At 34.5% G+C, this 23,352-nt stretch carries 22 protein-coding genes and 1 riboswitch; all 22 genes read right to left on the reverse strand.

What is annotated here, in order from left to right:
- Positions 1–135 precede the first annotated feature (135 nt).
- Positions 136–1,029, reverse strand: a complete 894-nt coding sequence (locus R9X47_RS12410) for a glycine betaine ABC transporter substrate-binding protein (protein ID WP_432667197.1) — start codon at positions 1,027–1,029, stop codon at positions 136–138.
- A gap of 65 nt (positions 1,030–1,094) precedes the next feature.
- The gene (locus tag R9X47_RS12415; RefSeq protein WP_432667199.1) at positions 1,095–1,751 is read right to left on the reverse strand and encodes an ABC transporter permease; all 657 of its coding nucleotides are present in this window, start codon (positions 1,749–1,751) and stop codon (positions 1,095–1,097) included.
- 19 nt (positions 1,752–1,770) lie between these two features.
- Positions 1,771–2,886: an ABC transporter ATP-binding protein gene (locus R9X47_RS12420; RefSeq protein ID WP_432667200.1), complete on the reverse strand. Its 1,116-nt coding sequence runs from the start codon at positions 2,884–2,886 to the stop codon at positions 1,771–1,773.
- A gap of 405 nt (positions 2,887–3,291) precedes the next feature.
- Positions 3,292–3,927 carry a TrkA C-terminal domain-containing protein gene (locus tag R9X47_RS12425; protein ID WP_432667201.1) on the reverse strand — a complete coding sequence of 212 codons (636 nt, stop codon included), beginning with the start codon at positions 3,925–3,927 and terminating at the stop codon, positions 3,292–3,294.
- Positions 3,928–4,108: 181 nt separating this feature from the next.
- Positions 4,109–5,467 (reverse strand): PFL family protein, encoded by a 1,359-nt coding sequence (locus tag R9X47_RS12430; protein WP_432667202.1) that lies wholly within the window; start codon positions 5,465–5,467, stop codon positions 4,109–4,111.
- Positions 5,468–5,486: 19 nt separating this feature from the next.
- On the reverse strand, positions 5,487–5,756 hold the full coding sequence (locus R9X47_RS12435) for an ACT domain-containing protein (protein WP_432667203.1): 270 nt from the start codon (positions 5,754–5,756) through the stop codon (positions 5,487–5,489).
- Between the two features lie 211 nt (positions 5,757–5,967).
- Positions 5,968–6,058: riboswitch (glycine riboswitch) on the reverse strand.
- A gap of 287 nt (positions 6,059–6,345) precedes the next feature.
- The gene (locus R9X47_RS12440) at positions 6,346–7,665 is read right to left on the reverse strand and encodes an acetyl-CoA hydrolase/transferase family protein (protein ID WP_432667204.1); all 1,320 of its coding nucleotides are present in this window, start codon (positions 7,663–7,665) and stop codon (positions 6,346–6,348) included.
- Positions 7,666–7,673: 8 nt separating this feature from the next.
- Positions 7,674–8,696 carry a 3-oxoacyl-ACP synthase gene (locus tag R9X47_RS12445; protein ID WP_432667205.1) on the reverse strand — a complete coding sequence of 341 codons (1,023 nt, stop codon included), beginning with the start codon at positions 8,694–8,696 and terminating at the stop codon, positions 7,674–7,676.
- A 394-nt stretch (positions 8,697–9,090) separates the two neighbouring features.
- Positions 9,091–9,510, reverse strand: a complete 420-nt coding sequence (locus tag R9X47_RS12450; protein ID WP_432667206.1) for a hypothetical protein — start codon at positions 9,508–9,510, stop codon at positions 9,091–9,093.
- A gap of 134 nt (positions 9,511–9,644) precedes the next feature.
- On the reverse strand, positions 9,645–11,126 hold the full coding sequence (locus R9X47_RS12455) for a sodium:solute symporter family transporter (protein WP_432667207.1): 1,482 nt from the start codon (positions 11,124–11,126) through the stop codon (positions 9,645–9,647).
- 16 nt (positions 11,127–11,142) lie between these two features.
- The gene (locus R9X47_RS12460; protein WP_432667208.1) at positions 11,143–11,562 is read right to left on the reverse strand and encodes a hypothetical protein; all 420 of its coding nucleotides are present in this window, start codon (positions 11,560–11,562) and stop codon (positions 11,143–11,145) included.
- 276 nt (positions 11,563–11,838) lie between these two features.
- A complete protein-coding gene (locus R9X47_RS12465) occupies positions 11,839–13,071 on the reverse strand; it encodes an esterase/lipase family protein (RefSeq protein ID WP_432667209.1) in 1,233 nt (410 codons plus the stop codon).
- Between the two features lie 385 nt (positions 13,072–13,456).
- Positions 13,457–14,869, reverse strand: a complete 1,413-nt coding sequence (locus R9X47_RS12470) for a sigma-54 interaction domain-containing protein (protein ID WP_432667210.1) — start codon at positions 14,867–14,869, stop codon at positions 13,457–13,459.
- Between the two features lie 305 nt (positions 14,870–15,174).
- Complete coding sequence (locus tag R9X47_RS12475) at positions 15,175–15,576, reverse strand: arsenate reductase ArsC (protein WP_432667628.1); 402 nt, start codon at positions 15,574–15,576, stop codon at positions 15,175–15,177.
- Positions 15,577–15,596: 20 nt separating this feature from the next.
- On the reverse strand, positions 15,597–15,917 hold the full coding sequence (locus tag R9X47_RS12480; RefSeq protein ID WP_432667211.1) for an ArsR/SmtB family transcription factor: 321 nt from the start codon (positions 15,915–15,917) through the stop codon (positions 15,597–15,599).
- Between the two features lie 35 nt (positions 15,918–15,952).
- Complete coding sequence (locus R9X47_RS12485) at positions 15,953–16,288, reverse strand: Lin0368 family putative glycerol transporter subunit (protein ID WP_432667212.1); 336 nt, start codon at positions 16,286–16,288, stop codon at positions 15,953–15,955.
- A 209-nt stretch (positions 16,289–16,497) separates the two neighbouring features.
- Complete coding sequence (locus tag R9X47_RS12490; RefSeq protein WP_432667213.1) at positions 16,498–16,869, reverse strand: Lin0368 family putative glycerol transporter subunit; 372 nt, start codon at positions 16,867–16,869, stop codon at positions 16,498–16,500.
- 461 nt (positions 16,870–17,330) lie between these two features.
- The gene (locus R9X47_RS12495) at positions 17,331–18,131 is read right to left on the reverse strand and encodes a transporter substrate-binding domain-containing protein (protein ID WP_432667214.1); all 801 of its coding nucleotides are present in this window, start codon (positions 18,129–18,131) and stop codon (positions 17,331–17,333) included.
- A gap of 342 nt (positions 18,132–18,473) precedes the next feature.
- The gene (locus tag R9X47_RS12500) at positions 18,474–19,151 is read right to left on the reverse strand and encodes an ABC transporter ATP-binding protein (RefSeq protein ID WP_432667215.1); all 678 of its coding nucleotides are present in this window, start codon (positions 19,149–19,151) and stop codon (positions 18,474–18,476) included.
- Positions 19,152–20,789 carry an ABC transporter permease gene (locus R9X47_RS12505; protein ID WP_432667629.1) on the reverse strand — a complete coding sequence of 546 codons (1,638 nt, stop codon included), beginning with the start codon at positions 20,787–20,789 and terminating at the stop codon, positions 19,152–19,154. It abuts the gene before it with no gap.
- Positions 20,790–20,911: 122 nt separating this feature from the next.
- Positions 20,912–22,042, reverse strand: a complete 1,131-nt coding sequence (locus R9X47_RS12510; protein ID WP_432667216.1) for a Fe(3+) ABC transporter substrate-binding protein — start codon at positions 22,040–22,042, stop codon at positions 20,912–20,914.
- Between the two features lie 216 nt (positions 22,043–22,258).
- A complete protein-coding gene (locus R9X47_RS12515) occupies positions 22,259–23,047 on the reverse strand; it encodes a transporter substrate-binding domain-containing protein (RefSeq protein WP_432667217.1) in 789 nt (262 codons plus the stop codon).
- Between the last annotated feature and the right edge of the window lie 305 nt (positions 23,048–23,352).

Here is a 23,352-nt window from a genome sequence, read left to right on the forward strand (position 1 = left end):
AACAGTATATTTCCACACCAATATTGTTGTTACAATTATTTTCTTAGTAAATAATAACTGATAGAAATCAATTAACATTATCAATTGATAATAATACACATTAAAAAAAGTAGGCAAATGCCTACTTTAATAACTTTAATCTATAAACCCTTCGCTTTTTAACCACTCTTTAGCTACTAACTTTGCATCCTTTTTATCTATATCTACCTTTGAGTTTAAACTCGCCATAGTGCTATCATCTATCTTTCCAGCTAAAGAATTAAGTACCTCTTCTAATTCTGGATACTTTTCTAGAGTATCCTTTCTAATAATTGGAGCAGCATAATAAGGCGGGAAGAAATTTTTATCATCCTTTAGTACCTTTAAGTTAAAAGCAGGTATTCTTCCATCTGTTGCGAAGGCAGAGTTCACATCAACCTTGCCATCCTTAACTGCTGTGTATGTTAAACCTGGATCCATACTTCTTGCACTCTTAAATTCCATACCGTAGGTTTCCTTAAGTCCCTTATACCCATCGGCTCTCTCTAAGTATTCTTGAGTTCCAGCAAAGACTAAGTTTGGTGCATGTTTAACAAGATCACTATAGGTTTCTATACCAAGTTCTTTTGCTTTAGATTCCTTCATTGCAAGGGCATATGTATTGTTAAACCCAAATGGCTTAAGCCATATAATATTCTTTTCTTCTTCATATCTCTTCTTAACCTTTTCATAAACCGCCTCAGGGTCATTCATACGATCTTCTTTAAGTACACTCATCAGTGCTGTCCCTGTGTACTCAGGATAGATATCTAAGTCACCTGATTCTAATGCTTGGGCACAAATCTGTGTACCTCCTAAGAACGATTTTCTTTCAACTTTAATATCAGTTTTATTTTCAATAACCTCTGCAATTATATTCACTAATATATCCTGTTCTGTATATTCCTTTCCTCCTACTACAATCTTCTTTTCTTCAGCTGGTTTGCCACAAGCAGCCAAAGAGAAGATTAGCGATACTATACATAATACTGCTAATACTTTTTTCAACATCAATTCCTCCTTTATTACTAAGTTAGATTAAATATCTGCTAGTGAGCTTTATCATTTCTCACTGTTTAATTCCTCATTCCACGAGGAGTAAGCTTTACTTCAAATATCTTTAACAGATAGTCGAAGGTTACAGCTAAAATTGCTGCCGGCATAGCTCCCGCTAGTATTAGTCCTGTGTTAACCGTAGCTATTCCTCTAAAAATTAATTCTCCAAGTCCTCCAGCACCAATTAAAGATGCTAGAGTAGCCACACCAACAATTAAAACTGTAGCTGTTCTTATTCCGGCCATTATTATAGTTAAGGATAATGGTATCTGAACCATAAAAAGTATCTGTTTTGACGTCATACCCATTCCTTTTCCAGCCTCAATTGCACCTTTATCAACTCCCATAATTCCTGTATAGGTATTACGAAGTATTGGAAGTAGCCCATATATAGTTAGTGCTACTATAGCTGGAAGAGCTCCTATCCCTAAGAAGGGAATTAGAAATCCTAACAACGCCACGCTGGGTATTGTCTGAAATACTGCCGTTATACCTATAACAGAATCAGCAAGACGTTTGTATCTCGTTAAAAAAATGCCTAGTGGCACGGCTATTAAAATAGCTAATGTCAATGCAATTAGCGTAAGTCTCAAATGTTGAGCTAGACTCTGCAAAATTTCAGGCCATCTATATCTTACTGTTTCAATAAACAAATTTAATCCACTATTTGCTCCCATATAAAACTCCTTTCTTTAGTTATATATTTAACTCGTCTGTCAATACCTTTACTATCCCCTCATTGGTAATAACCCCTTTAAATACTCCATCATTGTCTACTAGAGGTAGGTATCCTGTGGCAGACTCACCTATTATCTTTACAGCTTCTTCAAATCTTTCATTAATGTTTAGCCTATCTATATCGGTTTTCATAATATCTTCTAACGTCAGTTCTTCATTTTTATAGTTATTGTAAATATCCCAGGCGCTTACAATACCTAGCAGCTTGTCTTTTTTGTCTAAGACAACTAACCTTTCTGAACGCTTATTATGTAATATTTTCATAGCCTCAGCCAATCCCTTTGTTTTCTTTGCGGTCACAGCCTCACAAATCACTTCTTTTAATTCCGGCAAAGTTGTAGCTTTTTCTAATCTATGTTCACCAATAAAATCCCTAACAAATTCATTTGCTGGATGTCTTAATACCTTTTCAGGTGTATCCAGTTGAATAACTTTTCCATCCTTCATCAAACAGATTCTATCGGCTATTTTTAATGCCTCATCCATATCATGGGTTACAAAGACTATGGTCTTTTGTATCTCTTCTTGTAATCTAACCAGTTCATCTTGGAGTTGTTCACGACTTATAGGATCTAATGCACTGAAGGGTTCATCCATTAGGATGATTGGAGGGTCGGCAGCTAACGCTCGGATTACTCCTATTCTTTGCTGTTGTCCACCGCTCAGTTCTGAGGGATACCTGTCTCGGTAAATTTCTGGATCTAAGCCAACCATATCTAAAAGCTCGTCCACCTTTTTTATATACTTTTCCTTATCCCATTTCTTTAACTTCGGAACTAGTGCCACATTTTCCGCAATAGTCATGTGAGGCAGTAGGCCAATTTGCTGGATCACATAGCCTATGTTTCTGCGAAGCTCTACAGGATCTTGTTCATAAACAGATTTACCATTTATATGAATTGAACCCTCTGTCAAATCAATAAGTCTATTGATCATTTTCATCGTAGTAGTTTTACCACATCCACTTGGTCCAATTAGAACAAATATCTCACCTTTTTTTATGTGAAGATCCATGCTATTTACAGCTTTGAATCCATCTTCATATACTTTCGATACGTTCTCAAATCTTATCATTTAAAACCTCCTAACATATTAATTTTTTAATCTGACAACCTGGGAATTTTTAAGAATTGTTTTTTTGCGGGCAATTCCATTATAACATATAAGTTGTCAGTTTCAAAGGTTAGACCACAAAATATTGTATATACTATATATTCTAGACACTATTGCACAAAAAAAAACTATGAAATTTCTTATTATAGATATACAACCTTGAGATTCAAAATAAATTTTTGTGAAAATAATGAGTGCGTCTACATTTTTTCACAGAAATTTATTAAACCTTAAAGTTGCTTATCTCTAATACTATAGAAAAAATTAATCATAGTAGATTTTTTAAATCTACTCAAAGATTTTCATATAGTCAGAAACCTTCATAGGATCTATTCACTATTATATAATTTAATTTTACTGATATATCTATATTGGTTTATTTACAAAATCATTTACCTTCTCTATGAACTCTCTTTTACAGACATATAGGATTCTGTCACCACTTTTAAAACGAATATGGGGCCCTGGTGATACCATTAGCTCTTCATCTCTCTTTACTGCAACCACTGTAGCTCCGGTCTTTTCCCAAAATCCAATTTCTAAAACAGTTCTTCCTATCATATGACTATTTTCTTCAACTATAACGTCATAGGTAGAAATTTCATTATACATTTTAAACTGTGTCGAGCGTTCTAAAATCGATTCTATCTTGCTTTCTATATCCTTTTCAATTTCATTTTTATGTTTAATTAGTTCCTTTATATCCTTCTTCAACTTATTTACATTCTTCTTATTATCGAATTTTTTTATTACATCCTTAGATTTTTCTATTGATTCAACATAAATGCCGCTTTTCACATTAATATTTACAACACCCATATCCTGTAGTAAACCAGCTGCTTTTCTAATAGTCTCTGGTGAAACATTATATTCTCCTGCAAGTATGGATCTACCACGAAGCTTATCTCCAACCTTAAATTCATTATTATGAATCCTATAGGCAATATCAAGTGCTATCTTAATATACTTAGGAACATCATCTTTATTAGTAGATTTTGTCATTATTCTTCCCTTCCTAACTCAATCCTTAGTTTTTACTATAGATACACGACATTAACATCTTAACTTTTAGCCATGTATATTCTAAGTAATGTTATTATAACAAATACTTTAGATAAAAACTATTCGTATTATTATCTTTCTATATAGTTTTTATAACAAAATCTACAAACCTTATGATTGTCTAATTCTTAAAACTATGCACCGGTGCGGGAATTCTTCCACCTCTCATGACAAAATCAGCACTCGAAAATTTACTAACAGCCATAATCGGTGCCCTTCCTAAAAGACCTCCAAATACAGCCTCATCACCAAGATTTTTTCCATAAACGGGAATTATTCTTACTGCTGTCGTTTTCTTATTTATAACTCCTATTGCAGCTTCGTCGGCAATAATGGCTGATATAGTAGTCTCCGGCGTATCTCCAGGTATTGCTATCATGTCAAGTCCTACAGAACAGACACAGGTCATTGCCTCTAATTTTTCTAGGTTAAGGGCACCTGTCTGAACTGCGTTTATCATTCCCTCATCTTCACTTACAGGTATAAAAGCTCCACTTAATCCTCCTACATGGGATGATGCCATGATGCCTCCTTTTTTAACTGCATCATTTAATAACGCCAAAGCTGCAGTGGTTCCATGCCCCCCACAGGTCTCGATTCCCATTTCCTCTAAAATCCTCGCAACGCTATCTCCTACTGCCGGCGTCGGTGCCAAAGATAAATCCAGTATCCCAAAGGGAACACCTAACATTTCCGAAGCTTCCATAGCAACTAATTGTCCTGCCCTCGTTATTTTAAATGCTGTTTTCTTTATGGTCTCAGAAACAACGTCAAAGCTTTCTCCCCTTACCTTTTCTAAGGCTGCCTTAACAACACCGGGTCCACTAACCCCTACGTTTATAACGCACTCAGCCTCTCCAACTCCATGAAAAGCTCCTGCCATAAAGGGATTGTCCTCAACGGCATTGGCGAAAACTACAAATTTTGCACATCCTATACTGTCATTGTCCTTTGTTAGGTATGCTGTTTCTTTGATTATCTTCCCCATATCCCTAACAGCATCCATATTTATTCCAGACTTTGTATCTCCAATATTTACAGATGAGCACACCCTTTCGGTCACCGCCAAGGCCTGAGGTATTGATTCTATAAGTATTTTGTCTGCCTTCGAATATCCTTTCTGCACAAGGGCTGAAAAGCCACCTATAAAGTTAACTCCTACATCTTTTGCAGCCTTGTCTAATGTTTTAGCAAACTCCACATAATTGTCATCATTGCTTGCTCCTGCAACTAATGCGATTGGTGTTACTGATATTCTTTTATTAATTATTGGAATACCATACTTTTCTTCAATAATCTCTCCAGTCTCCACTAGCTTCTCGGCATATCGTGTTATTTTGTCATAGATTTTTTTTCTGGCCCTTTCTCCATCAGGGTCACAGCAGTCTAATAGGGATATGCCCATAGTAATAGTTCTTATATCCAGCTTTTCCTTTTCAATCATTTGTATGGTTTCCATTATGTTATTAAATTGGCTCATTTTATTTCATCCCCCATTACTATATTTTGTGCATTGCATTAAATATATCTTCATGCTGTATTTTTACCGACATCCCTATTTTTCCACCAGCGTCGTTGAGCTTCTCCCTTAGCATAGTAAAGCTAATATCAGTCTTTTCAAGCTCAACAATCATTATCATAGTAAAATAATCCTGTAAAATCGTTTGGCTGATATCCAAAATATTAACCTTATTCTCCGCTAAAACTGAAGTAATCTCTGCTATAATTCCTATCTTGTCCTTTCCTATAACTGTAATAACTGCTTTCACTTTAAATTCCCCCTCTTACAATAATCATTGGCTATTTGTAGCTTTAAGATTAATTTCCCTTGGACCCCTTATTTTTTATTAAAGAAATGACTTCAAATACAAAAGAGACTACATCATAGTGATATAGTCTCAGTAAAAACAGGATTAGACTAAAGAAGATTAATAGGCAGGGTTATTACACTGCACAAAAACTGCATGATCTTCTTTAATGTTTTAATCCCCTGTCCTTTTACCTGAGAGTTTCACCAATGTTCTTGGCTTTCCCCTTCGGTGCTCAATTGAGTCTCTCCAGAGGTCTGTCCAATAGCGGTCATATTCACTACTTCCGCCACCTTCATCCAGGATATTAAATTAGAGAGAGTTCCTAGTAAAACCTAATTTATACATATCAAAATATCCGATGATTCTGGGGATTTTTGATGTGTATAAGTTAAAATCTTCACTGGAATCTCTACATATGTGTTTAGATATAGAATGATTCTAGCACAAAGCCATTGCAAAAATCAACATATTTTTGAATATTTATAAATTTTTATATAGAAATTGCAATAAATCTTTTACATTTCAATTCCTTGAATCGCATAAAAACCTACCACATCATAAGCTCTTCTGCCTCTTCCCTTAGCCGATCTCTAAAGTCTGGATGGGCTATTCCGATAAGTCTTTCTATACGGTCTCTAATCGATGTTCCTCTTAAAGCAGCAACGCCGTATTCAGTAACTACGAAATCAACATCATTTCTAGATAATGAAACGGCAGCCCCTCTAGCTAACCTCGTAACAATTTTTGATATGGTTTTTCTTTCACTGCTATTTGGAACTCTGACCTTTGCCGTGGAATAGAGTGCAATTATTGACTTGCCACCGGGTGAGTTTTGTGCACCTATGGCTGTATCCGCTTGACCTCCAGTTCCACTGAACTGCATATGTCCTATAGATTCTGAACAGCACTGACCTGTTAAGTCGATTTCAAGGGTAGTATTAATGGATACCATTTTATAGTTTTTCCCTATTATATAGGGGTCATTTACCCATGAGCCTCTAAGAATATTAACTGCTGGATTGTCATCTATAAAGTCATATAGTTTTTTCGTTCCCAGAGCAAAGGTAGCAACCATTCTTCCCGGCATAAGTGTTTTCTTTTTACCCGTAATTACGCCTGCCTCATATAAATCTACCATACCATCGGTAAACATTTCCGTGTGTATACCTAAGTCCTTTTTATTCATAAGCTCCGCTGCAACTGCGTTAGGAATACCTCCTATACCAAGCTGTATTGTTGATCCATCCTCTACAAGATCTGCAATATGTTTCCCTATAATTCTGTCCTTTTCCGATGGCTCTAAAACGGGTATTTCAGGGACTTCATAGTTGGTTTCCACTATAAAATCCACTTCACTTACATGGATTATTGTATCTCCAAAGGTCCTAGGCATATTAGGGTTTACTTCTAAAATAACTAAATCAGCGTTTTCAATCATTTCCCTTTCATAGGTGGCACTTAATGATAATGATATAAATCCATGCTTATCCATAGTAGATGCCGTTCCGATAAAAACATTGGGCCTTCTATGGGCAAGTCTCTTCATTGCACATATGTGCAGGTGATTTGGTATAAAGGATACCGTCTTATTTTTATGGGCCTTTCTCATACCCGGGCTATAAAACCATCCCTCCATAAGAAAGCTGTCCTTATATTTTGGATCACTAAAGTATTCATAATCTGCCATTGGTAAACATGTTGCTATATTTACATCCTTTACTCTATCTGAAATTGTATAGAGCTTTGATAAAATTTCCTTTGGCTCAGCCGGTGATAAAGCCGATACAATATTGTCTCCTGACTTTACCTTATCCAATGCCTCTTCGCAGGATATAACCTTACCTTTATATATTTCCTTTATATTCATTATAGATTTCACCCCCACTTTATTACGTTTGCAGCCCAAGCATAGCCAATACCGGCTGCTATCATAGAAATTACAGTTCCGTCTTTAACCTTTCCCTGCTCAAGAGCTAGATGTAATGATAGGATTTGATCTATTTGACCCATATGTCCATAATTTGATAGATAAATGGACTCATTCTCTGTAAGATTCAAAAGCTCTAACATATACTTGTGCATAGAATGTTTAAAATGTAATACTGCTAAATATCCTAAATCCGCTTTTGGTACTTTTGATTTTTCAAAGGCTTTATCTATGCAATAAATCCAATTCTCCATCGACACTTCATTTAGTCTATCTTTCATATGCTTTTCATCGAATATCATTAAGGATTTGTATGCCTTATCTATATTTTCTAATGTAATAGGATTTTCTGTTCCTCCATACTTAACTCCGGCATCCCTAGCTAGGCTTCCATCTGTCATGATATGGGTTCCAAGAAGAAGATTTTTATTATAATTTTTCTTTAGAATAATAGCTCCACCGCCAGCCGATAGATTATACATCATTGACATAGCTTTATCTCTATAGTCAACCAAATCTCCATTTCTATATCCACCTACTACCATAACGGTATTTATGTTATCGTCCGCCAGCATCATATCCTTCGCCATTTTCATTGCAGCTACAGTCGTACAGCACCTTTGTTGAACATCTATTGCCCATGCCCTTGTAGCTCCTATTTTTTCTTGAATATATATCCCTGATGTTGTAAGCGGATACTCCTTCCATTCCTCTCCCATGCAAATCACTAAGTCTATTTCCTTAGGATCTACACCTGTTTTTGCTAATGCATCCAGACCAGCCTTCACTCCCATCTCCTGGGTTCCATCCTCTAATCCTGGAATTGACTTTTCTATAATTCCCAGCTTCTTTATTACTGCGTCCTCAGCCCAAATCCCATTTGTTGCTTCTGAGATTTCCTTTGCAGTCATCCTTCCTTTAGGAATATATATGCCTGTACCGACTATTCCCACGTTTGCTTCTGTATTCATAACTAAGTCCCCCCTTTTATATTCAACAAATTATGGCTTTATATTATTAATTTATTTTTTAAGCTGGTCAGCTGCCTATGTCAACTGCCGCTATTTTTATTGAGTAAAAGATTTGGCTTCTTTAATACATGATTACAACAACTACTAATCCCTTATATATAACGCAAGTTAGATGCCAATTTTTCCACTGTAAACCGTTGAAATTTAAGGGTTTCATTTGTACCTCATTTCCTTGAAATTATAGTTTTGTCTGATTACTAGACAAACTTCACATCCTTAATCTGATTAACTTATTTAAAGCCATGTTTTGTTTTCACACATGTCTGTATTTCGTACAGTATTTTAAGAAAATAAAAAAACACGGAAAACTCCGTGCCTTTGCTCTTTAGCTTTTCTATTTTTTTAATGTAACCTTTTCTCCCATGAATTTCTGAAGAAGTTCATATGTATCTGAAAAATCTATCTGCTTCTCCTTTGTATATAACTTAAATTCCTCATCCTCTGTATTAATTATCATATTTGCATTTTTGAATAAGGTTCTACCATTTAACCTAATTTCTTTTATATCATCATAATCTATAGATATGTTTTTCTCATTATATTCTACTATTTCATCTAAATCTAGTTTTTCAAATTCTTCTCTCTTGTTTATACCAGGGTCTATACTAAGCATCCATGGCTTATAGCTTTCTCCCATGTTTACAAGGATTAATCTTTTATTTGTCACCACTATCTCATAATATATCTGATTATAGAATCCTATTTCAAAAAACTTAGATATTATCTTACTTAACACTTCTCCATGGCTTTTCATTTTTTGATCATCCTTTCCCTGATTATATAAACAAAATGAGCATCTGAGAACAACTGGCTTCTGTACCATTTCATTTAAAAACACCTAGAGGCTAGACTCATAAAATACCTCTATGAGATAGCCCCTATATATTACTATACTTCCATGATTGCTTCTACATCTTCCTTAAGCTTTGGTTCCGGAGTTAAGTAAGAAATAACTATGAAAAGAATAATTGAGATTACTAGGGATAACGTTCCATTATATATTCCCATTGGCGCGAATATAGCTTTATAGAATCCCGCTCCAAGTTTACTTGATATCTCCAAAAATACATTAAGGCTAAGTCCTACTAATATTGACCAAAAAGCTGCTTGCTTTGTTGCTCTCTTCCAGTTCAGCCCTATTCCTAATGCAGGTGCTAATGCTGCTGCAAATGTACCCCATCCAAAGGCTCCGAGAACGGCTACCCCCTTAGCTCCAAAGCTAAATGAAATGACAACCGTAAGGACTGAAAGTGCTACTACGGCATATCTCCCATACTTTAATTCCTTCTTTGAGTCGAGTTCTATACCGAAGGCCTTTGGTATATCCCTAACTGTAGCCGCAGAAGCTAGGTTTATAAATGAATCTGCCGTAGACATAACCGCTGATGCTATACCTGCATAAATAATACCAGCAAGTATCTTAGGCGTATAGTTATTTAGGAATATGGATATTGCATAATCTGCATTTTCTAATGCTGCTACCTCTCCTATAGTTACCTTGTACTTCATTACCATTCCAACGCCCAGCCATAATAATCCGCCCAACATACCTGCCATTGCTGCAATTACTGGACCCCATCTAAGCTTCCTAATATCCTTTATCATATAAAACTTATGGGCTATATGGGGCTGTCCTACGATTCCTATAGATAGACAGAAGAACCACCCCATCGCCAATGAGGCCGGCAGTACTCCCCAGGGGCCTACAAACTCTGGTTTAACCTGCTGTGCTATTGTAGTAGACATATTAGCCATACCACCGCCATGCTTTAATGTTAGTATAAAAACAAATATTGATGCTACAGCCATGATTGATCCTTGGAATACGTCGGTGTATACTCCTGCTAACATCCCTCCAGCAACGGAATACACAAGAACAATACCCATACCTATAAGAACTGCTGTTTTATATTCAATATTAAATATTGGTGAAAGAATAAATGCAAAGGCGCTTATTTGTGTAGCCAGATATAGAATCAGTCCAACTATTGATGCTATAGCGGCAAGAAAACTTGCAGGTTTACTTTCATATCTAGCTAATATCGCATCTGAAACGGTCATACAATTTCTAGTTTCAGCTAAAAATCTCATTCTCTTTCCAAGTATCATCCAAGCCATCGCAAATGAAATGGAGGTAGGAAATGTAAGCCATAGAGATCCTATTCCCACTTTGTATTCAAGTCCCGGTCCACCTACAAACACAAAACCTGAAATAGCAGCTGAAAATGCTGCCAATGCAACGGCTATAATTCCTAGCTGTTTTCCTGCTACAAAAAAGTCAGATGAGTTTCTTGTCTTTTTCATAGCCCAGAATCCAATTCCCAATACAATAAGCATATATAGAGCTATAACGATTTTTATTGTAGCCATCTTTTATCCCCCTCCATTATTTTGTTTCTATAACTCCATCAGTTTTATTTTCAAACTTTCTTATATCCTCTTCATCAAGGTATTCTTCATTGAACTTTAAACAATAAACTAGAGTTCCAATAAAAAATGGTAATAACCATATAATATATATCATTATTGCTGTTCCCGGAACTAAACCTAATATTGTTCCATTAAACTGACTATGGTCCATTACATTTAATACGATAAAGCCTACAACCCAAATCACAAGTAATGCTGCCAGCGACATTTTAAGACTCTTGCCTATCTTATTTCGTCTCATGGCTCCTAGAGCCATCCATCCTACTATTACTATTGGAAATGAAATAGCAAATAGCATAGGAATTTTTCCTATCTGTGCAATTAACATAAGAATAGATCCTATCAGCAAAACCTTTACCCATGTGTCATTTTTCACTTTATTTTACCTCCCTCGGTCTTTATCATAAATAACTATTCTATTTTTTACCAATCTCTCCTCCCTTTTATTTAAATTTATTCATATGGCTATACGAGTAAGAAGTATGGATATCAAGAAGGGTCACAGCTCCCTCTTTCCTAACACTGTATTTTCATGAAGAGTTTGTGATCCCTTCTGATGTAGTTTAAACTTCATAATCATATTTCCATGAATAATCTTGGCTAAGCCATATGTCATAGTAATCCTTTAAGAATGGTATTTATGCAATTCTCTTTATTTAGTTAGTTGGTTTTTTATCCAACTCTTAGCACTCTTATCATAGGCTAATTCAACATGATTTAGCGATAAAACTTTCTTTTCTAGCAGTGATGCTCCACCGGCTGTCATCGGTTCTGTCATTAATGCACTCTCAACGAAAACTATACCATCACTTGGTCCATCGTTTTCCATTACTACACCATTTATAACATTTTGATTACCTGCTAGGGTAGCAATCTGCACCGATGAATCAACAGGAGAATTTTTTAAAGTATCAATAAGGTTTCCTCCTTGAGTTATAGCATAATCTATTCCTTTAGAATAACTGTAGAAGCCCTGCCCGCCATGATACGCTGTATACCAATCCTGTTCAAATGATCCAAGGGAATATTCATCATCCCATCTAGCAAGCATTTGTGCTTGGCCTGTATAAGCTCCTCCTCCATCGGATTCTCCATATAAACTATGATAGGCTGTATTCTTCCAAAAACCATATATCACCATTCTAGTAAATGGTACAGGTCCATGACCGTTTGATGCCATGATGCCCCAAGCTGCCCATGTATTTCTAAAGGAATAATCTATCCCTCCGTTTGGAGCTCCCAGTTGAATATATCTTCTAACATCTTTGCCAAAGCTCTGTCCCCAGCTTTTCTTTACATTTGACACATACATTCTGGCGCTCATATTTCCCTTGCTGTGGGCTATAATATCTACCTTTTCCGCTCCAGTAACTTCCTTTATTCTTTGAATAGCCGCAGCTAAAATTTCTCTTTGTATATAGTTGTCCCCATGGGGATGAGCAAAGCTTATTGAAAAGAATTTAAAGTTATTATCCCTTAAATACTGCATGATACCATCTGAACCGCCATTTTCTTTCGGGTCAGCAGCATAATCACCATTTTTTCCAGCTCCATGTACAAACAGCACTGGATAAGGCTGTGTACCTGTATCCCAGCCCTCGGCATAATGAAGTAGGAATAGCTTTGAGCTTGGTTCAGATGTTCCTCCAAACTCCCTAACAATGTTTCCACTCTTCTGCTTGTTGTCTGATATAAATTTCTCTTTTCCAATGTTCGAATTATTAAGTCTAATTCTTTCAACCTTCACCCAATGTTTCGTTACATTGATATCCGTGAAGGTCTCTTCAATATCTAGGCTTGACCCTGCATATGTATATTGTGGTATGAAGCCTGCCGACATAAAGCCTAGAGTCAAAATTAAAAACATAATTAAAGCTCTTTTCACATTCACTCCTCCTTTTTTTAATATTTTAGGGTTAGTTTTTCTATACAAAGTCATCATTCGAATATCGTTATTATTAGAAATAAGCAAAATATATGCCATAAAAAAATATACTCTATTAAGATATGCCTAGAGTACAGTATATTCCCCTAAATTCTTAATTATATTTCGCTGTCATTCTATTTAAAGATACTTGACCCTTAATAAAAAAAGACTTAAAACTGTATAATAAACCTACAGTCTTAAATCTAAATTTTTCTTTTATAAACAACATCTATTTCAAATCATTAGTTCTATTAATTTTTTAACAAAGATAAGTACAGTGTTTTAAATCTGTACAATTGTCTGAAATTACTACAGAGTTATTTAGCCTACATTCCAATATCATTTACATTCCGTATCTCTCGATCCTATCATAGAGACTTGATCTGCTTATATCTAGTAATTTAGCGGTTTTAAGCTTATTTCCCTTTGTGTACTCTAGACATCTCATTATAGCTTCCTTTTCTACATCCTCAATAATATCTTTTAGTGGCCTGATAGGCCCATCCAGAATTCTTTTTTTATTTTGAACTAGATATACTGGTAAATGTACCGGTAATATGGTGTCTGAATCGGTTAAGTTAATGGCCCTTTCAAGCACATTTTCAAGCTCCCTAACGTTACCTGGCCAGCTATGACTTTTCAGGTATTCCATCGTTTTCGAAGATATATTTGATACATATTTGCCCAATTGATTTGATAACTTTTTAAGTAGTAAATATGTAAGATCTTCAACGTCACAAAATCTTTCTCTAAGTGCCGGAATGTCAATACTCATAACATTTAGTCTATAATATAAGTCCTGTCTAAACTTACCTTCTTTAACAAGGTCCTTTAATTCTTTGTTTGTCGCTGCAATGACCCTTATATCTAACTTTATAGAAGCTGTTCCACCTACCCTTTCGAGCTCTCTCTCCTGTAAAACCCTAAGGAGCTTGGCCTGCATTTTCAAAGGCATATCCCCTATTTCATCTAAGAATATGCTACCGCCGTTTGCAGATTCGAACTTTCCAATTTTCCCACCTTTTTTAGCTCCAGTAAAGGCACCTTCTTCATAACCAAATAGCTCAGATTCCAACAAATCCGAAGGAATTGCAGCACAATTTACCTTTACAAAGGGAGAATAACTTCTCACGCTGCCGTTATGTATAGAGTGAGCAAATAGTTCTTTACCTGTACCACTTTCACCAAGTAATAATACGTTTGAGTTAGTTTGAGCAGCTTTTTGAGCCATATATTTTGCAGCAACCATTTTCTCACTTTTCCCTACAATGTTTTCCCATGAATATTTAGCTCCGTGGATTTCCTTTAATCTTTTTTTATAAATATGGAGCTCATTTTCTAAAAGTTTATTCTTATCAATAATATCCCTAAACTGTTCTAAATCCTCAAAGAGTACTATCCCTACTCCATATTCAACTTCACCGGATTCATTTAAAACTGGTATCCTATGAACTATTGCCGTGTGACCATTTTCAAACCTATGCTTCCAAGCTATCTCAGCCTTTTTCGTTTGGAATACATAGGGGAATCTAGTATTCTTATCAATTTCCTTTACCTTTTTCCCTATAATCTCTTCCTTTGGGAATCCCAAATAGTCAGCAAAAACATCATTTATCATTTTTACTCTGGTTTTATTGTCTATTAGTATTATAGGAACGGGAACGGGATCAAAAATTTTTCCCATAGTGCTAACTAAGTAATCACTTAATAGTTCACTATGATTCTCATTTTGAAGAAGACCTTGATTATTATTCATGGATACACCACCTTATAGTAAATGAAAGTTTCATATAAAAGATAATTTTAGAAAGGTTTTTTCTTTTATTCGCAATAAATACTTTACATATAGAAATTTCTGACAATAGTAATTTATCTATTCGACACTTGCTGGTTAAATCCTCTAATTATTAAATTATATTCCACTCTATTTAATGAACTCCAACAATCAAACTCACGTTCATCGATTCCTTCATTTTAATCAGAGTTCTCTTCGATAAATGAGTCCAATAGAAAAACCCAGCATTTTTATCTGCTGGGTCACAAAGTCAATATACACTAATCTTATAATTCACCTTTTTTTACTCTCTCTATTAAATCTTCAACCTTTTCCTTTATTATATCTCTTGTGTTTCTAAATCCTTCTATAGGTCCTCCAGAAGGATCCTCAAGACCCCAGTCTTCTTGGTGACTGCAAGGTACATATGGGCATACTACTCCACATCCCATTGTAATTAAAATATCTATTTCTTCAGGTATATCAGTTAAAAGCTTTGGGTAATGTTCACTCATATTGATTCCTGATTCCTCCATAACCTGTACAGCTCCAGGCTTTACCTCTGGATATTCCTCAGTTCCCGCTGAATATACTTCTAATACACCCTTACCTGAATGTTTCGCCCATGCTTCTGCCATTTGGGATCTACAAGAGTTATGAATACATACAAATGCAACCTTCTTCATAATTTCTCCTCCTCCGTTCACTTTTAAGATTCTACATTACAGCTACTTTTAACTACTTTCTTGCATATACAATTTTCCTTTTCCGAAGATAGCTTTTCGATAAATCCACATAGATTACTAAAAGCATCCTTATCGAGAGAATAAATGGTCCATTTTCCATTTTTCCTACTGTTTACCAACCCTGCATGTTGCAGTATTTTCATATGGTGTGAAACAGTTGGTTGAGTTAATTCTAATCCCTCTATAATATCGCACGCACATAATTCTCCACATGATAGCATGTCTATGATTAGTAATCTGTTTTTGTCAGATAACGCTTTAAAAATTTCGATCTTTTTTTCCATTTTACCCACTCCACATAATCAATATATCTATATATCTATACTAATGTTGATAATACAAAGGCTCCTATAGCTCCTCCAAGGATAGAATAAAGAACCGTCGGCATTGCCCTTTTTAAACTAGCACCACGATAAATTGCTCCTGCTAACAGCCCGACTCCTGCTGCCCAAGCCATATCTATCCATGCTTCTCCGCTCTGATAGATCATTCCTACACCATGATTTAGAGTCCATACAGTACCTACTATAAATCCTGCTGCCATCCATCCTCCTATCGGCCCCCAGGATTCTACCATTTTACCCCAACAAAGGGTTATCAAAAACGGAAATATGAATGCTCCCGTAAATGTTGAAATCATTAAACCTATGGTCATTATTGTATCTCCTTTCTTTCATTGTATCACTTTACTCATATTGATTATATAGATGTGGGTCTATGCAACTATTACTATTTCATAAAAAGTTATTACTTTACTTAGAGTATTGTTTTTACTCTTCTTAGGGTTGTCAACTAGTCTCTAGCGTTAAAACCTTATCAATAAAATCTTTGAGTTACAAATATATAACTAAATTTTTGAAACCTTTATTGGGCCTCTTTACCATCTCTCTCTATATCCTTTTTTATCATCTCACCAACGATCCCACCTGTTACACCGCCTGCAATTACTATTAACAACGTAGGAATTGATCCAAAGAGTGGCTTTATAGATAACTTAGCAAAAACAGGTATTAAGGTTCCACAGACTCCAATGGCTAGAGCCATATCTACCCATGCTCCTTCTTCAGGATTATGTAATATACCAACATGATGATTTAGAAACCACATAGTACCAATAATAATCAAGGCCGCAAACCAGCCTCCTCCAATGCCATAGGTCTCTGCAAACTTTCCCCAAACACTCATTACAAAGATTCCCGCTATGGCACCACCAATCATTGTCCCGATATTTTTCATATGACCACCTTCCAATTAGTAATATTAGCTCTAGCAACTCAAAAATCACATAGATACATGTCTATATATCTATATTTAGATTAGAACAGTATTCTTCATTTGTCAATACCTTTATTCATTTTGAGAAGTTTTTACATTTATAGAGAGTTCCAAGTAAATCTTAATTTATACGTATCAAAATATCCGATGTTTCTAGGGGGTTTTGATATGTATAGATTAAAGTTTTGACTGAAATCTCTATATTATTTTTCCATAAAAAGAGAGCATTTTATTCATATAAAATGCTCAGATTGTAGACAAAGTCTACAAGATGATAGACTGTTGAGAAATCTGAAGTTCGAGGCGTGCTGAAAGAAAGAGACCGCAGCGTATACAGACATACGTAAGGGTTCTTGCTTGAGGCAACAACGAAGAAATTCAGGTTTGTCAACAGTCTCAGCATTTTATTTATATAAAATGCTCTAAAACCATGTTTCATATATAGTACTTAAAGTTCCATCTTCTTCCATGGTTCCTAATGCTTCATTTATATCTTTTAGAAGGCTTTCACCCTTCATGTTTTTCAAAAACGGAAACCCCTTTTCTGTAACATTAACTAATTCACCTACAAGTTTAAGGCCTGTATCCATATCTTTGATAGCTTCTAAAATAGTTACCGAATCATCTAAGGCGGCATCAATTTCACTGGAAACTACTGCTTTTAGAGTTTCCTCATGTGTATCATATACTCTAATATCTATTTCATATTCCTTATCATAATCCCTTAGAAAATCTTCATAATCTGATTTAAATACTACTCCGGCTCTTTTACCCTTGAGGGTATTCAAGTCAATAATTGAGGAATCATTTTCTCTGATAACCAACTGTGCTCCACTCAGCCCATAGGGGTTAGAAAAATAGTATTTTTTTATCTTCTTTTTATTTATTCTTACTCCATTGGCAATTGTATCAATTTCACCTTTATCTAAGAGGTCTATCAATTCATTGTAAGAGTTTATAACAAATTTTACTTCTATATTGGTTCTTTTACCAACCTCTTCTAAGATATCTATATCAAATCCAGATAACTCACCATTCTTATCTAAGAACGAGTAGGGATAGTAGTTACCTGTGGTACCGACTATAATAACTTTTTGTGCTTCTCTCTTTTCCATTTCTTCAAGGTCAATACCAAACAATTTCATTAAACCCGATATTGCTAAAACGGCTAACGAAAGTAATAAAAATCTTTTTAAAATAAATAACAGCTTCTCCTTTGACATAAAAATCTCACCCATCATAAATTTCTACTATTTATATGATAGCAAGAATCTTTAAAGTTTTAAAGGTTAAAGCTGTTTTATACGTGATATAACAAAGTGAAATAAATGAAAAAGAACGTAAAAGCAATGAAAATTTTGAGAAAGCTACGCTTCGCTCCATTGAAAAATCTTAAATCATGATAACTCGCTACGCTCAAACAATCATGATTCTTAACAGATTTTTCAACTCCACTTAGCAAGTTTTCTAAGCAAAATTGTTCAAAAGCTTTTGCTTATCCTTTTCATTTATTTCGTCCTCATAGTTTTATTTAGCACTAAATACACAGGTTTATATAGTATCCACTACAATACATCATTAACATTTCCCATCTGAACTATTTCTCCCTCTTTTAATACTACAACTCTATCTGCAATAGCTTTCGAATCTTCTTTATCATGGGTAACAAAAATTGATGTTATTCCTGTTTTTTTAATTATCTTTTTCAGTTCTTCCCTTATTTTAATTTGTAGATCTGCATCTAGGTTACTAAAGGGCTCATCTAAGAGTAATAGTGAAGGCTTAGGAGCTATGGCTCTAGCTAATGCAACTCTTTGCTGCTGACCTCCACTTAATTCATAGGGATATCTAGCATGGAACTTTTCCATATCTATTAACTTTAATACTTCATTTAACCTTATATCCTTCTCACTTTTATTCATGTTCTTTAAACCAAATTTGATATTCTGAGCTACTGTCATATGGGGAAATAGGGCATAGTCCTGAAAAACCATTCCAATGCCTCTTTTTTCAGGTAAAACAAACTTGCTATCATCTACTAGAAACTCACTGTCGACTTTGATGGTACCACTGCTTGGTACTTCAAGTCCTGCCATCAATCTAAGAACCGTGCTTTTTCCACTTCCACTTTGGCCTAGAATAGAAATTATCTCTCCCTTTTCTATTCCCATAGTAAAGTCCTTTATAGTTTCTTCTTTAGCATTTTTATATTTAAATTTCAATCCATCTATCTTAACATGCATTTACTTCCCCTCCTTATCTCCTATTTTTTGAAATAGGTACATTGAAATAACACTTATAATTATGATTATCAATGACGATATAGCAGCTTCGTGTATCATTTCATCATTAGCATACTCAAAGGATTTAGTTGCCAAGGTATTAAAGTTAAATGGTCTCAGAATCAGTGTAAGTGGTAATTCCTTTAGAATATCTACAAATACTAGAAGAAACGCCCCTAAAACCGCAGGTTTTATCATTTTAAAGTCCACTTTAAAGAATGTTTCCGTTACATTCATACCAAGGGTTCTTGAAGCTTCGAAAAACTTCTTTCCAACCTTCTCAAATCCTGATTCAATAGAGTTATATCCTATAGCTAGAAATCTTATTATATATGCAAATATAAGCATCACAACACTGGTGCTAAGAACCAGCTTACCGGAATCTGGATTGATCATTTTATAAAGCCAGTATAAGCTCTTGTCTATATTAATAAAAAATACTATAACCCCTATTGCTATAACTGCACCGGGAATCGAATATCCAACTACTGTGATTTTTGAATAAATCTTTGAAATTAAACTGTCATTTATTCTAGAGTTATTAGCAATTACTATTGCTATAACTACTATTAAGGCAGATGTCAGTAGTGCCGTAAAAAGCGAGTTAAAAATAAGTTCTAAGAATTTCATATCCAAAATTTTCTTATATGTCAGCAACGTCCAATGGCTCAATTGCAGTGTAGGAATTATGAAACCAAGGCAAAGAATTAGAAAACAGTAGCTTGATGCCAATACACCTTTAAATCCGTCTAATTTTATATGGGTAATTGGTCTTACCTTGGCATTTGTATAGCTGTATTTTTTTCTTCCCCTTAAAAGCTTCTCTAAAAATAATATTCCAAAGACCATAAACATTAAGATCGAAGAAAGCTTAACTGCTGAATCAATATCTCCCATAGAGAACCATGTTTTAAAGATAGCGGTACTAAAGGTTGGAATACCGAAATATTTAACTACACCATAGTCATTTAGTACCTCTAATATAACTAAGCTAACTCCACCAATAATTGCCGCCCTTGATATGGGTAGTACAACATGGAAAAATATTTCCATAGAGTTTCTTCCTAAAACCCTAGCGTTCTCTATCAGAGATGCAGATTGTTTTTCTAAGAATGATTTTGTTATGATATATACGTATGGAAATAGAAACATGGTAAATATGAATACTGAGCCCTTCATTGACATAACGTTAAAATACTTTTGATTCACACTTATATTTAAGGAGTTTCTCAAGAAAGTTTGTATAACTCCTGTATAATTCAATAGTCCATTATATGTATAGGCTGCTATATAAGGAGGTATAGCCAAAGGCAAAACTAAGCTCCATTTAAAAAATCTTCTAAATGGAAAATCATATACTGAGATAATCCAAGATAGGCTTGTTCCAATGAGAACCGTGAACACTCCTGTAAAACTTATCAAGGTTAGGGAATTAACAACATAATCCTTTAAAAGGTATTCCTTTATATGATTCCAGTTTTCATTGGGCTTATTGAAAACATTCACTAGAATATTTAAGTTTGGTAAGATAACCAAGCATATAAAGATAAAGCTTAAGACAGCCCATATATTAAAATTTCTTTTTAGATCTCTTCCCATAATCAATTTCGTACACTTCCTTTACATCCTTGTTAAATAGACCTTTATAGTCAAGTTCATATAAACAGCTATAGCAGCCCATAAAAATACGGGCTGCTTTAACTATGTGCTTTTTATATTACTTATTTCCAACCGATTTCGTTGAATATTTCTACTGCTTTAGTATTTAATTCACCTAGTTTAGAAAGGTTGATATTTTGAGGTTTGAATTCTCCCCAAGACTTTAATAACTCAGATGGCTCTACTGAAGGATTTACTGGATATTCGTAGTTAGCCTGTGCAAATTCATTTTGTGCTTTTTCGCTTGATAAGAATTCTATAAACTTAACTGCATTTTCTTTGTTCTTAGAATGCTTTGCTAGTCCAACTCCACTAACATTTACATGTGTTCCTGTGCTATCTTGATTTGGGAAGAAAACTCCAACGTTCTCTGCTACCTTTACTTCTTCAGGGTTAGAAGAGTTTAACATTTTTCCTACATAGTATGTATTCATTATTGCTAAATCTCCTTCGCCTGCAACAACAGCAGTAGCTTGAGCTCTATCATTTCCTTTTGGCTCTCTAGCCATGTTTGCTAGTACACCCTTTGCCCATTCCTTAGCTTTTTCTTCACCATCAATAGCTACTAATGATGCTAGTAATGATTGGTTGTATATGTTAGATGAAGATCTTACTAGAATCTTACCCTTCCACTTGTCACTTGTTAAATCTTCGTAAGTTGATAAGTCAGAAGGTTTTACTCTATCCTTAGAGTAAACTATAACTCTACCTCTTACTGTTAATCCAACCCACTGATTATCAATATCTCTTAGATTTTCTGGAACATTACTTAACACTGTTTCACTTTCTATTCCTTGTAATAACTCTTGTGACTTTGCTCTATGTAATCTTCCTGCATCGGCAGCAATTAATAAATCTGCTTCCGTATCTTGACCTTCTCTTGAAAGTCTTTCAATTAACTCATCAGCTTTTCCTTTAACAACATTTACTTCAATACCTGTTTCTTCAGTAAATAATTTGTATAGTTCTTCATCAGTATCGTAGTGTCTATCTGTATAAAGATTTACTACGCCTTTTTCTTTCTTTTCTTCAACTTTAGCCTCTTCCTTTGGAGCTGCTGCTTCTTCTTTCACCTCTGAAGCTTTTTCCTCAGCTACTGGAGCTTCCTTCTCTGTACCCGCACAACCTGCAAGGGCTAATAAGGAAATAATCAGCATAATGCTTAGTGAAATTAATGTAGATCTCTTTTTCATTCTTATATGTCCTCCTCTAATGATCTTCTTTCTCATTTTGTAAAAATGATAAATTGATAACAATAATCATTTTCTTTGTTTAGTATAATTGATAACTATTATCATGTCAATCCTAAAACTATAATAAATTTTTTTACAAAAAAAAATTAAAAACCCCCGCCGCATTATGCCTCCCCGGGGGGGTTTTTTGTATTATTTTTGGATTTCACTAATATTTTAATTTGTAACGTCAATAGAAAACCATTTCTCTGATAGTTTCTTTAGTGTTCCATCACTACGCATATCTTCAATAATCTTATTCACTTCTCTGAGAATGTCTTCATTTTCAACATTTTGTACAAATGGAAAGCTGTTCTCTATAACTTCTACAGGTTCTCCAGCTAACTTCAATTCAAGATTTAAGCTCTTTATAGCTTTCATAACCGCTAATCTATCATCAAATACAGCGTCAAGCTTTCCTAAGGCAAGATCTTTAAGTGCCTCAGTGTAATCATCATAGATTTTTATTTCTATTTCATTATTAAAGTCATAACTTCTCAAGGTATCTTCAAAGCTTGAACTCTGAAGTATCCCTACTTTTTTATCCTTCAAATCATTCAATTCTTTGATTGATGTATTATCATTTCTTACTGCCAACTGCGCTCCTTCGTAAACATAGGTATCAGCAAAGTAGTACTTCCCTATTCTCTTATCATTTAATGTTATTTGATTTGCAATTGTATCAATTTCGCCCTTATCTAACATAGAGAATAAATTTTTAAAATCTGCCTTAACGAATTCAATTTCTTTATCCAATCTTTTTGATATTTCTTTCCATACTTCTATATCAAAGCCAGTAAGTTCTCCATCTTCATCAATATAAGTATAGGGTGCATATTCTCCACTTGTTCCAACTACGATTTTATCATAGGATTTTTCTACTTTTTCTAACTTCATTCCCGCAAATGCTTCTAAAGTGAATAATGATATAAGCATAACCACAATAAAAATAACTGTTCTTTTCATAGTAACCCTCCTAATTTTTTAATTTTGTTTAGCAAAATAAACACTCTCAATATCGTTAATAAATTAACATTATTTTCATTTTAAAAAGTAGCTTTCTCAAAGTAATTTATCTTGTTATATTTTTGCAAGCTATAGAATATTTTTGCGAAAACGTTTATTTCACTGTATTCATCCCATAAAATTCGAATTCTGAATTTTCCATATTGTTGTAATTTTTTCGAAATAGGTTCGTTAATTTATTTACAAATAGATTATATATCTTTCTAAAATTTTTTCAATACCTTTTTAAAAAATTTTTCAAAAAA

The sequence above is a fragment of the Wukongibacter baidiensis genome, from assembly GCF_050888315.1.
GTDB classification, from domain to species: Bacteria; Bacillota; Clostridia; order Peptostreptococcales; family Caminicellaceae; genus Wukongibacter; species Wukongibacter baidiensis.